We start from the raw sequence: 12792 nt of genomic DNA, 5'->3' as shown, positions 1-12792 counted from the left end.
TACAAGGTCCTGTCTTAAATGTGGGTCCATTTGGTAAGGATGCCCATCAAAAAACAGAACGATTGCATGTGGATAGTGCGTTTAAAGAGATGCCTGTTATGATTGACACGCTTATTAAAAGTCTATTTTAGCCAAATAAATTTTTCGATATTTAATTGAATACAATGTAAAAAGTTGATGCTATAAAGGTATCAACTTTTTTATTTATCAGAAAAATTTAGATTGACTTGTATTTTTCGTTATCATGACGATACATATAGGACATTATAATTATTTGAAAGTGGGCATGAGGAGAGAGCATGATGGAAAATCAAGAAAAATTAGCTTTTTCTATTCGCGAAGAAATGGTTCAGTCGAATTTAAAAGGGATGAGAATAGTTGCTTGGACACTCATGTATGTATCAGTCATTATTTCGTTAATACATTATGGAGAGGTATTTTTTGTGAAGGCGGAAAGAGCCATGGTTCCCGTCTATATTGCCATTCATATCGCTATGTTTTATATAGATGTTGCAGTATTATTGTTTATCCGAGAAAAGCGAATTCATATTACTCCTGTTAATATACAGAAGTATGAACGGTTGGTTGTTGTTTATATTTACACAATAATGCTTTTGATTACTGCGATATCGGTATTGGATGTTTACTTTTTCCGTCATGCAGCACTCTATGAGGTTATTTTAATCATTATTTGTACAGTATTCGCGTTACCTTTACGAAAAATTGTCTGGATTATTTTGCTTTCTGCATCAGCCATTATTGTGAGTGCATATATGAGTGCTGGAATATCGAGTGAAAATATAAAAATTATATTACCCATGTCATTATTAATACCTATTGGTGTAATGATTCAATATCAGACCTATAAGGTTCGTAAACAAATCCATACCCAGCATATTTTATTGAATGAGGAAATGACTAAAACGAAGCGACTATCAGAATTGTTGGCTATTAAAAATAATGAATTAGCAGAGCAAGCATTAAAAGATTCTTTAACGAATCTACCTAATCGACGTGCATTTAACCAAAAATTGAATAAGATAGGACAGCAACTTTATCAAACACAGCCTTTAACAGTCATAATGATTGATATTGATTGCTTTAAAAAATTTAATGATTATTATGGTCATTTGCAGGGAGATGCAGCAATTGTCAAAGTCGCATCTCTATTGGAGGAAATTGCAGGGAAGTATAATGCATTTGTTGCCCGTTGGGGTGGCGAGGAATTTGTTATGATAAGCCAGCATACTCATAAGGTTGCTGAACCTGTATGTGAAGAAATCTTAGAAGAAATTCGACAACTTAATATCCCGCATTTACAATCTACTATTGCCCAACAAGTTACTGTTAGTATTGGAATGTGTCAAGCTAAAATCGCAAAATATGAGCATTTACAAACATGTTGTGAATTAGCTGACCAAGCGCTATATTTGGCAAAGCAAAACGGACGAAATAACTATTTCCGCAAAATGGCAATTTTTGATGAAGAAGCAAATGCGTCTATTTGAAGTCAGAAAACGTTGCTACGAAGCCCTTCAATACCCCCTTAGGTTGCTTAAATTATAACGAAAGTGTTACAATATAGTTTAGTCAAAAAGAGCCAAGGGGGCATTTCTATGTCAATTGAATTAAACAATGAATTCGGCCAAATTGATATTTCAACAGATGTACTTGCACAAATTGCTGGTGGAGCTGCTGTAGAATGCTACGGTATTGTTGGCATGGCATCTAAACATCAAATTCGTGATGGTCTAACTGATATTTTACGTAAAGAAAACTTCGCAAAAGGTGTTGTAATTCGACAACAGGACGACGATTTACATATAGATATGTACATTATTGTTAGTTACGGGACAAAAATTTCGGAAGTGGCTTATCAAGTACAATCGAAAGTGAAATATACAGTAGATAAAACATTAGGTATGAGCGTAAAATCTGTCAATATCTTTGTACAGGGCGTTCGTGTAGCGAATTAAGAGGAGGAACTAAATCGAATGCAGTCTTTAGACGGTATAAAGTTTGCTGAAATGGTACAAATGGGGGCGCATCACCTATACCAAAATGCAAATTATGTAGATTCATTAAATGTTTTCCCCGTTCCAGATGGTGATACAGGTACAAATATGAACTTATCGATGACATCTGGTGCAAAGGAAACAGAGCATGCTGCTTCAGAGCATATTGGTAAAACAGCACAGGCATTATCAAAAGGCTTGTTAATGGGAGCGCGTGGGAATTCAGGCGTTATTCTATCTCAGTTATTCCGTGGTTTTGGGAAGTTTATTGAGAAGGAGTCAACAATTGATGCAAAGGGCTTTGCTGGAGCATTCCAAGCGGGTGTTGATACGGCATATAAAGCTGTTATGAAGCCAGTAGAAGGAACAATTTTAACGGTGGCACGTGAAGCTGCGAAAAAAGGTGTAGAAGTAGCAGAAACTGAAAACGATATCATTGCCGTAATGGAAGCTTTTACAGCAGAGGCAAAGGCATCGTTGGATCGTACACCTGACCTACTGCCTGTTTTAAAAGAAGTTGGTGTGGTAGATAGTGGTGGTCAAGGCTTACTATTTGTGTATGAAGGATTTTTAGCTTCCTTAAAGGGGGAGGCTCTTCCGGAGAAAAATGATGCGACGCTAGATGATTTAATCAATGCAGAACATCATAGAGCCCAAGATTTCATGAACACTGCTGATATTGAATTTGGTTACTGTACAGAAATAATGGTACGCTTAGAAGAAGGAAAAGAACCTTTTAATGAAGAACAATTCCGTAATGAATTAAACCCTTTAGGTGATTCTTTACTTGTTATTTCAGATGAGGAAATTGCGAAGGTTCATATCCATTCCGAGCAACCAGGTTCTGTTCTATCAATTGGCCAAAAATACGGTAGTCTTATAAAAATTAAAGTTGATAATATGCGTGAGCAGCATTCAGCAATCGTTGGCGAGGAACATAAAGCCCCTACGCCTGCTAAAAAAGTAGAAAAACATCCATATGCTATTGTAACGATTGCTATGGGTGAGGGTGTGGCAGAATTATTGCGCTCTATCGGTGCTTCCTATGTCATTGAGGGCGGTCAAACAATGAATCCTTCAACTGAAGATATCGTGAAGGCTGTACAAGAAATCGGTGCAGAGAAAGTATTAATCTTACCGAATAATAAAAATATAGTGATGGCAGCGGAGCAAGCGGTTGAACTATTAGAAATTGATGCAGCAGTAGTTCCTACGAAGACGATTCCTCAAGGAATGGCAGCGATTTTAGCGTTTAACCCAGAGGCAGCTGTTGATGTAAATAAAAAAACAATGTCAGAAGCATTTACAAATGTGAAGACAGGTCAAGTTACCTATGCAGTGCGTGATACATCTATTGATGGTGTTGAAATTCACAAAGATGATTTTATGGCATTGGCAGAAGGAAAAATTGTCCTTTCTACACCAGCACTAAAGGATGCAGCTGAAAAAGTAATTAAGGATTTAGTTAATGAAGATGCTGAGATTGTTACAGTCATTTATGGTGAAGATACAACTGAACAAGCTGCCTCTGAGTTGGTAGCTTTTATAGAAGAGAACTATCCGGATGTAGAAGTTGAATTATTTGATGGTAAACAAGGGTTATATCCATATATTATTTCAGTAGAATAATTACATGCTACTTTGCTATTCCGTAAAGAAAGCAGTGCACAAAACGTGTACTGCTTTTGTTTATGCTACAAAGAGAATGTTGGATTAAATTTATTAAAAACGTACTAAATATGAATCATTCAATGTACGTACCCACAGGATATAAAATTTGGAAATATTGGAATGTCGCCGCTTTCTTAGTTGTGTATATATGGTACGGACAATAAATAAGCATAAATATTTACTATAAATTATAGTAGTGGTAATTTTCTGAAAGTTGATAAATTAAATGCTTTACTTTTATAGTAACTATCAAGCATGATATAAATAAAAATAAATATTATTATACGGATAGAATAGAGGGGTGTTTGTATGAAGTTTACTTCAGTATTTGATATTATTGGACCAGTCATGATTGGGCCTTCCTCCTCTCATACGGCAGGAGCAGCTCGCATCGGGCGTGTTGCAAGGGATTTATTTGGTAGACAACCTAAATGGGCAAAAATTCATTTATATGGATCGTTTGCAGAAACGTATAGAGGGCATGGTACAGATGTTGCGATTGTAGGAGGCTTATTAAATTACGATACATTTGATGATCGTATTAAAACGGCATTTGAAGATGCCAAACAAGCAGGATTAGAATACGAATTCATTCCTGAAACAGCTAATACCGAGCATCCAAATACGGCTCGACTTGTCATTGGAGACGATGAAGGGGAAATGTCAGTAGTCGGTATTTCAATTGGTGGCGGAAAAATTGAAGTTAGTGAAGTCAATGGCTTTAAGTTACGTTTAACTGGTGGTATGCCAGCTATTCTTGTTGTTCATGACGATCGTGCTGGCTGTATTGCCAATGTAGCCAATTGCTTGGCGATGCATGAAGTCAACATTGGGCATATGGAGGTATCACGTATCGAACGTGGTTTAACTGCTTTGATGGTGATTGAAGTTGATCAAAACATTGAGGATAAGGTGCTACAGCAAATATCTTTAATTCCATATATTACAAAGGTCTCAAAAATTAATAACTAAGGAGGTGTCCCGTGATGGACGTTTTATTTCATAATGTTCGTGAACTTGTTGAACGAGCAGAGAAAGAAGATAAATTAATATCAGAAATTATGATTGAACAAGAAATATTGATAACTGGTAGAACGCGTGAAGAAATCATCCAGCAAATGGATCGAAATTTAACAGTAATGGAAGAAGCAATTGAACGTGGATTACAAGGTGTGCAATCAGTAACAGGTTTAACTGGTGGGGATGCCGTATTACTTCAAAATTATATTGCACAAGGAAAGTCACTTTCAGGTGATTTATTATTAGATGCAGTAAGTAAAGCGGTTGCAACTAATGAAGTAAATGCTGCAATGGGAACAATCTGTGCAACACCAACAGCAGGTTCAGCAGGTGTAGTGCCAGGAACACTGTTTGCAGTAAAAAACAAACTAAATCCAACTCGTGAGCAAATGATTCGTTATTTATTTACGTCAGGAGCATTTGGATTTGTGGTAGCCAATAACGCTTCCATTTCTGGGGCTGCTGGTGGTTGTCAAGCAGAGGTTGGTTCAGCTGCAGGTATGGCTGCCGCTGCTATTGTCGAAATGGCTGGAGGTACACCACAGCAATGTTCCGAAGCGTTTGCCATTACATTAAAAAACATGCTAGGTCTTGTTTGTGATCCAGTGGCAGGCTTGGTTGAAGTGCCTTGTGTCAAACGTAATGCAATGGGTGCATCTAACTCCCTAGTAGCGGCGGATATGGCACTTGCTGGTGTAACAAGTCGTATTCCATGTGATGAAGTAATTGGTGCTATGTATCGCATTGGACAATCTATGAGTCCTAATCTTAAAGAGACGGCACGAGGCGGTCTAGCAGCAACACCAACAGGTAAGGCAATCAGTAAAGCCATCCTTGAAAATGGTGGCTTACAAAGCATTAAAGCACTTCAATAAATATAAGAAACATGCTATCTAAATAGGTAGCATGTTTTTATGTTGGGTTAGTTAAGAAAGATTTTAGTATAATAAAACAAGTACAAGTAATACTGATGGCAAGTAAATCTGCATAGGATCTCAGGGGATTTTGCTTATTTAGGAGCGTTAAAGGTAAATAAAAGGAGTTTTTTTAGTGGAAATAAATTTGCAATATTTAGCAAAGCAAGCTATAGAAGATCGACGTTATCTTCATCAATATCCAGAGCTTTCTGGTCAGGAATTTGAAACAAGTCAATTTATTCGTAAAAGATTAGAGGATCTTCAACTAGAAATATTAGCGTATGATTCACCAAACGTAATAGCTATGCTTCAAGGAACAAAAGGTACAAAGACGATTGCTTTACGAGCCGATATAGATGCATTACCAATAGTTGAAGAAGGTGATAAGCCATATATTTCCCAAAAACCAGGAGTGGCACATATGTGTGGACATGATGGCCATACAGCCATCTTATTAGCAGTGGCAGAGTGGATAGCCATGAATAAGGAAGAAATTGAGCCAAATATTATGCTAATTTTTCAATCAGCTGAGGAAATTACACCAAGTGGGGCTGATTTCTTAATTCAAAACGGCGTTCTAGAAGATGTCGATGCTATTTTTGGTATTCATTTATGGCAGGGTTTAGAGAAGGGGAAAATTGGATTAACACATGGATCGATGATGGCTTCTGTTGATGATTTTGAAATTGAGATTCAAGGTCATGGTGGTCATGGCTCAATGCCGCATGAAACGATTGATCCTATCTATATTGCAAGCCATTTAATGCAAGCCTTTCAAAGTATCATTAGTCGAACTATTAATCCTATAGATGCAGGCGTGATAACTGTAGGCAATATCCAAGCAGGAACAACGTATAACATTATTCCTGACACAGCAAAATTAATAGGAACGATTAGGGCATTAACACCAGAAACAGTAGCCACTATTCAAACGAAGATGGTGAGTTTAACAGAAGGGATTTGCCGTTCGTTTGGAGCGGAGGGGAAAGTCGACTTTATTATAGGGACACCTCCACTCATTAATGATCCTCGGCAATCTCGCTTTGTGGAATCAATTGTTTGTGAAGAATTTGGGAAGGATGTATTTGAGCTTGTCGATCCAGTTATGGGTGGTGAGGATTTTTCATATTATCTAAAGCATAAACCTGGTGCATTCATATTTGTCGGAATGGGTGGTGAGAAAAGCCAATATCCTCATCATCATCCAAGGTTTGATTTAGATGAAGATGTTTTCCCTGATGCCATAAAGCTCTTCATTGATATTATTAGGAAATATAAATGATGAGCTTAACCCTATCAATCATTGGTAGGGTTTTTGCTTATGTGTAGGGTTAGGGAAATAATTTATGGTACATTAGATAGAGAGAGTATAACACTACATAAACAATCAATGAAGGGAGTTGTGGGATAAGATGACTGAATTACATGGACCCGTCAATGAATTAAAAGGCGTCGGGAAAGAAACAGCAGCCCATCTTGAATCACTAGGAATCAATACAATAGCTGATTTATTATGGACGTTCCCACATCGACATGAAGATTTTCGTTTAAAAGATTTAGCGCAAACACCACATAACGAACGGGTTACAGTTGAGTGTAAGGTGGAGCGGGAGCCTACGATTTTATTTTTAGGTCGTAATAAGTCAAGACTCCAAGTAACTGTTTTAGCAGGAAGACATTTAGTAAAAGTCGTATTTTTCAATCAGGGCTATTTAAAGCAAAAGCTTGTACCTGGTTCCATTATTACTGTGACTGGTAAATGGGATCGGGGTAGACAAGTAATCAATGGCACTTCAGTTACATTTGGTCCTAAAACAGATCAAGTTGACTTTGAGCCTGTCTATAGTCTGAAAGGCTTGATCCCCCAAAAAAGATTTCGAAAATATATGCGACAAGTGTTAGATGATTGTGGAGAAGTACTGCCAGAGACCATTCCATATTATTTACAAGAGTCGTATAAGCTTGTTTCAATAAGAGAGGGCTTGGAGGGTATTCATTTTCCACTGGATGCTGGGCATGCTAAACAAGCAAGGAGACGCTTTGCCTATGAGGAGCTATTAAACTTCCAATTGCGTATTCAAGCTTTACGGAAAATAAGGAAGGATAGTGAACACGGTACAGTTATTCAATTTAATGTGCATAAGTTACGAGATTTTATCGCTTCCTTACCCTATGAATTAACGAATGCTCAAAAACGCGTGGTGAATGAAATTTGTAAGGATTTGAAGGAGCCGCATCGAATGAATCGCTTGCTACAAGGGGATGTAGGTTCGGGTAAAACCGTTGTAGCAGCAATAGGGCTATATGCAGCCGTAACAGCAGGTTTTCAAGGAGCCTTAATGGCACCAACTGAAATATTAGCAGAACAGCACTTAGAGAATTTGAAAGAATGGTTCCAACCATTTGGTGTTCGTGTTGCACTCTTATCCGGGTCCACTAAAACAAAAGAGCGACGTGTGATATTAGCTGATTTGGCAAATGGAGATCTTGATATTGTTATTGGTACACATGCACTAATCCAGCCAGATGTTATTTTTCATAAACTTGGCTTTGTCATCACGGATGAACAGCACCGCTTTGGTGTGGAGCAACGACGTATTTTGCGTGATAAAGGGGAGAATCCCGATGTGCTTTTTATGACAGCTACCCCGATACCACGAACATTAGCTATTACTGCATTTGGGGAAATGGACGTATCGATGATTGATGAAATGCCAGCAGGGCGTAAGCAGATTGAAACGCATTGGATGAAGAAAGAACAATTCGGCTCCGTTTTATCTAAGCTAGAATTAGAGCTAGCGGCTGGAAGACAAGCCTATGCGATTTGTCCGCTTATCGAGGAATCCGATAAGCTTGATGTTCAGAATGCTGTGGAAATTTATGAGCAGCTAGCGACTTATTTTAAAGATCGTTATCATGTTGGTTTAATGCATGGGCGTTTATCAGCAGATGAAAAAGATGCGGTTATGCGTGCTTTTAGTGAAGGGACTATTCAAGTTTTAGTTTCTACAACCGTTGTAGAGGTAGGTGTAAATGTACCAAATGCTACCTTTATGCTTGTCTATGATGCTGAACGCTTTGGCCTAGCGCAGCTGCATCAGCTTCGAGGTCGTGTTGGTCGTGGTGAGCACCAATCATACTGTATTTTACTTGCAGATCCTAAGTCTGATGAGGGGAAAGAACGTATGCAATCGATGACAGAAACAAATGATGGTTTCCGTTTAGCTGAAAAAGATCTTGAATTAAGGGGACCAGGAGACTTTTTTGGTAGAAAGCAAAGTGGTTTACCTGATTTTAAAGTAGCTGATTTAGTACATGATTATCGTATATTGGAGACCGCTAGAAAAGATGCCTCAGAGATGCTTGAAACAAAAGAGTTTTGGCAGGATGACGACTATCAATACTTGCGTAAAATGCTAGAAGATACTGGTGTTTTACAAGGAGAGCGCTTCGATTAATCTGAGAAGCTTGTTAGCACAGAAAGAATGTAAGTACTTGATTTCAAAACAAGTCTTGCATTCTTTTTTTATACTCTATATACTGATATTAGTACCAAGTGCTAATAACAACTCAAAAGGTGGCGAATGAAGTTGAGACGAACGAAAAAAGAGCGACAGCGACTACTATCTGAAACGATAGCTGAAAATCCATTCGTCACAGATGAACAGCTAGCAACACAGTTTCAGGTAAGTGTCCAAACAATTCGTTTAGACCGTATGGAATTATCAATACCAGAATTACGCGAGCGAATTAAAGATGTTGCTTCAAAAAACTATGAAAATGAAGTAAAATCTCTCCCGATTGATGAGGTCATTGGGGAGATAGTAGATATTGAATTAGATCATCGAGCACTCTCGATTTTTGATGTACAAGAAGAACATGTTTTTCAGCGTAATGGCATCGCACGTGGGCATCATTTGTTTGCGCAAGCAAATTCATTAGCGGTTGCAGTAATTGATGACGAACTAGCATTAACCGTACATTCCAATATTACGTTTGTGAAACCTGTACGAGCTGGAAATCGTGTTATTACAAAAGCGATTGTTATCGGACGAGATGAACAAACACATCGAACAAAAGTTGAGGTAACATCTACCGTTAATGGTGAAACCGTTTTTGTTGGTGAGTTTGATATGTACCGCACGAAAGGTAAAGGTGAGTAACAATGAAATTAGCGCTTGATGGAATGGGTGGAGACAATGCACCAAAGTCAGTTGTTGAAGGTGCACTTTTAGCATTAGAGCAAATTCCAAACTTAGAAATTCAACTATATGGTCATCAAGATAAGCTGGAACCATTTTTAAAACAACATGATCGATTAAAGGTTATACATTGTGAGGAAGCAGTAGAAGGAACTGATGATCCTGCCCGTGCTGTTCGTAGAAAAAAGGATTCTTCCATGGCACGTATGATGGATGCAGTAGAGGAGGGTAAAGCAGATGCTTGCCTTTCTGCAGGGAACACAGGGGCCCTGATGGCGGGTGGCCTATTTAAAGTAGGTCGCATTGAGGGAATAGCTAGACCAGCATTAGCTACAACGCTACCAACATTAGACGGTAAAGGGTTTTTAATGCTTGATTTAGGGGCAAATGCAGATGCTCGCCCAGAGCATTTAGTGCAATATGCCATTATGGGTGATATTTATGCTAAAAAGGTTGGAGGTTTGCAAAAACCACGAATTGGCTTATTAAATATCGGTACCGAGGATAAAAAAGGGAATGAATTAACAAAAGCTGCCTTCGAATTATTGAAGGAAGCAGATTTGAATTTTATTGGAAATGTAGAAGCACGTGATTTACTTGAGGGAGTAGCTGATGTTGTTGTAACAGATGGCTTTACAGGAAATATGGTGTTGAAGTCTATTGAAGGGACAGCAGGTGCTTTATTTTCTATGTTAAAAGAGGCCTTTATGTCTTCAACGAAAACGAAAATTTCAGCAGCGCTCATGAAAAATAATTTACGTGACTTGAAAAATAAAATGGACTATACAGAGTATGGTGGCGCAGGATTGTTTGGCTTACAAGCACCTGTTATTAAGGCACATGGATCATCAAATGCGAAAGCGATTTTCAGTGCCATTCGACAAGCCAATACGATGGTGGAGCATACGGTTATTTCGACGATTACGGAGACAGTACGCCACATAGAAATTGATTAAGCAAAGGGGATTATTCAAATGACAAAAATAGCATTTATTTTTCCAGGACAGGGTTCACAAGTAGTTGGAATGGGTCAAGAGTTTGTTGAAAATGCTGCAGAAAGTAAAGCATTTTATGATCGCGCAGATCAAGCTCTTCAATTTGAATTATCTAAATTAATGTTAGAAGGTCCAGCAGAAGAGTTAACACTGACATATCACGCACAGCCAGCGCTACTTACTACTGGTGTAATGGTGGCTGAAAAGTTACGCGCAGCAGGTATTCAACCACACTACGCAGCGGGTCATTCACTTGGAGAATATGGTGCATTGGTGTTAGCAGGTGTTATGTCATTTGATGATGCTGTGTCAATCGTGCATAAACGAGGTCTTTATATGAATGAAGCTGTGCCAGCAGGTCAAGGCGCAATGGCGGCAATTTTAGGAATGGAACTAGAGGCATTGAACGAGGTAACAGAGCAGGTATCAGCATCAGGTGACTCTGTTCAGGTGGCTAATGTGAATTGTCCAGGACAAATTGTTATTTCGGGCACTAAAGAAGGTGTGGATAAAGCAAGTGTTGCTGCCAAAGAAGCTGGTGCAAAACGAGCAATACCTTTAGTTGTAAGTGGTCCCTTCCACTCTGATTTAATGCGTCCATCTTCAGAGAAACTGCAAGCAGCATTGGCAGAGATTTCTTTATCTGCACCTGAAATTCCTGTAATTGGCAATGTGATGGCGAAGGAATTAAAAGATGTAGCAGCAATACAACAAGAGCTAGTTGAACAGGTATACAGTGCTGTTCAATGGGAAGCTTCTATGCGTGAAATGCTTGCGCAAGGTGTTGACGTCTTTATCGAATGTGGACCTGGTAAAGTATTAAGCGGTCTCCTGAAAAAAATTGATCGCTCTGTTGCAACTTATTGTGTTTATGATGAAGCTTCGTTAGAAGCAGTTTTAGAAGCGTCGAAGGAGTGGTCAATTAATGCGTAAATTAGAAGGAAAAGTAGCTGTTGTAACAGGAGCTTCAAGAGGGATTGGACGTGCTATTGCTTTAAAGCTTGCAGAAGAAGGTGCTAAGGTTGTTGTGAACTATAGCGGCTCTCAGGCAAAAGCAGAAGAAGTAGTAGCGATGATTCAAGAAAACGGTGGCGAAGCAATTGCTGTACAAGCTAGCGTCTCTCAGACAGAAGAAGTGACAGCATTAATGGATGCTGCTGTGAAAACATACGGCTCCCTTGATATTTTAGTGAATAATGCTGGTATTACAAGAGATAACTTGATCATGCGTATGAAAGAAGACGAATGGGACGATGTATTAAATACGAACCTTAAAGGTGTTTTCCTTTGTACAAAAGCGGTCACACGTCAAATGATGAAGCAACGTGCAGGTCGCATTATTAACATTTCTTCCATCGTTGGTGTAGCGGGTAATGCTGGTCAAGCCAACTATGTTGCGGCTAAAGCAGGTGTTATTGGACTAACGAAAACGACGGCAAAGGAATTAGCTTCTCGTAATATTTTAGTTAATGCTATTGCACCAGGTTTTATCGAAACAGAAATGACAGAACAATTGCCAGAGGATATCAAACAAGGTATGCTAACACAGATTCCTCTTGCGAAACTTGGTCAGCCAGAGGATATCGCAAAAGCAGTAGCTTTCCTAGCATCGGAGGACGCAAATTATATGACTGGACAAACGCTTCATATTGATGGCGGTATGGTTATGTAATTTCAATTAGGCATATAAGCTGATTTTTTGTATAATCATTTGAGGGGAGGTGAATCATTTGTCTACAGTATTAGAACGCGTAACAAAAGTAATCGTGGACCGTTTAGGTGTGGAAGAAAGCGAAGTAACGCTTGAAGCTTCTTTCCGTGATGATTTAGGTGCTGACTCATTAGACGTAGTTGAGCTTGTAATGGAGCTTGAAGACGAATTCGATATGGAAATTTCTGATGAAGATGCTGAAAAAATCTCAACAGTAGGTACTGCAATCTCATACATCGAAAGTAAATTAAACTAATTTCG

Annotated in this window: 12 protein-coding genes; all 12 read left to right on the top strand. The window is 38.6% G+C overall.

All coding sequences use genetic code 11. The features are described 5' to 3' along the window. Positions 1-302 precede the first annotated feature (302 nt). The 12 genes from VK91_RS06040 to acpP all read left to right on the top strand — a co-directional run bounded on the left by VK91_RS06040 (position 303) and on the right by acpP (position 12787). A complete protein-coding gene (locus tag VK91_RS06040) occupies positions 303-1508 on the top strand; it encodes a diguanylate cyclase (protein WP_048391662.1) in 1206 nt (401 codons plus the stop codon). Between the two features lie 108 nt (positions 1509-1616). Next, on the top strand, positions 1617-1976 hold the full coding sequence (locus VK91_RS06035) for an Asp23/Gls24 family envelope stress response protein (RefSeq protein ID WP_004269431.1): 360 nt from the start codon (positions 1617-1619) through the stop codon (positions 1974-1976). 18 nt (positions 1977-1994) lie between these two features. Next, positions 1995-3644 carry a DAK2 domain-containing protein gene (locus VK91_RS06030; RefSeq protein ID WP_048391660.1) on the top strand — a complete coding sequence of 550 codons (1650 nt, stop codon included), beginning with the start codon at positions 1995-1997 and terminating at the stop codon, positions 3642-3644. A 351-nt stretch (positions 3645-3995) separates the two neighbouring features. Continuing rightward, a complete protein-coding gene (gene sdaAB / locus VK91_RS06025) occupies positions 3996-4658 on the top strand; it encodes an L-serine ammonia-lyase, iron-sulfur-dependent subunit beta (protein WP_048391657.1) in 663 nt (220 codons plus the stop codon). A gap of 14 nt (positions 4659-4672) precedes the next feature. Beyond that, complete coding sequence (gene sdaAA, locus VK91_RS06020; protein ID WP_004269428.1) at positions 4673-5581, top strand: L-serine ammonia-lyase, iron-sulfur-dependent, subunit alpha; 909 nt, start codon at positions 4673-4675, stop codon at positions 5579-5581. 175 nt (positions 5582-5756) lie between these two features. Next, positions 5757-6905, top strand: a complete 1149-nt coding sequence (locus VK91_RS06015) for a M20 family metallopeptidase (protein WP_048391655.1) — start codon at positions 5757-5759, stop codon at positions 6903-6905. Positions 6906-7035: 130 nt separating this feature from the next. Continuing rightward, positions 7036-9081, top strand: coding sequence for an ATP-dependent DNA helicase RecG (gene recG, locus VK91_RS06010; RefSeq protein WP_048391653.1), 2046 nt, complete (start codon positions 7036-7038; stop codon positions 9079-9081). A gap of 132 nt (positions 9082-9213) precedes the next feature. Next, a complete protein-coding gene (gene fapR / locus VK91_RS06005; protein WP_004269421.1) occupies positions 9214-9786 on the top strand; it encodes a transcription factor FapR in 573 nt (190 codons plus the stop codon). 2 nt (positions 9787-9788) lie between these two features. Next, on the top strand, positions 9789-10781 hold the full coding sequence (gene plsX / locus VK91_RS06000; protein WP_048391651.1) for a phosphate acyltransferase PlsX: 993 nt from the start codon (positions 9789-9791) through the stop codon (positions 10779-10781). 18 nt (positions 10782-10799) lie between these two features. Beyond that, a complete protein-coding gene (gene fabD / locus VK91_RS05995; protein WP_004269419.1) occupies positions 10800-11753 on the top strand; it encodes an ACP S-malonyltransferase in 954 nt (317 codons plus the stop codon). Next, entirely contained in the window at positions 11746-12492 is a 747-nt protein-coding gene (gene fabG / locus VK91_RS05990) for a 3-oxoacyl-[acyl-carrier-protein] reductase (RefSeq protein ID WP_004269418.1), read from the top strand. The genes fabD and fabG overlap by 8 nt, the downstream gene beginning before the upstream one ends. Before the next feature lie 58 nt (positions 12493-12550). After that, positions 12551-12787, top strand: a complete 237-nt coding sequence (gene acpP, locus VK91_RS05985; protein WP_009371143.1) for an acyl carrier protein — start codon at positions 12551-12553, stop codon at positions 12785-12787. The last annotated feature ends 5 nt before the right edge of the window (positions 12788-12792 follow it).

Origin of the sequence: Lysinibacillus sp. LK3, from assembly GCF_001043675.1 — a bacterium.
Classification (GTDB): Bacteria; Bacillota; Bacilli; order Bacillales_A; family Planococcaceae; genus Lysinibacillus; species Lysinibacillus capsici.
Note: the sequence above shows the minus strand (reverse complement) of the source record. Positions and strands in the feature narration are given on the sequence as shown.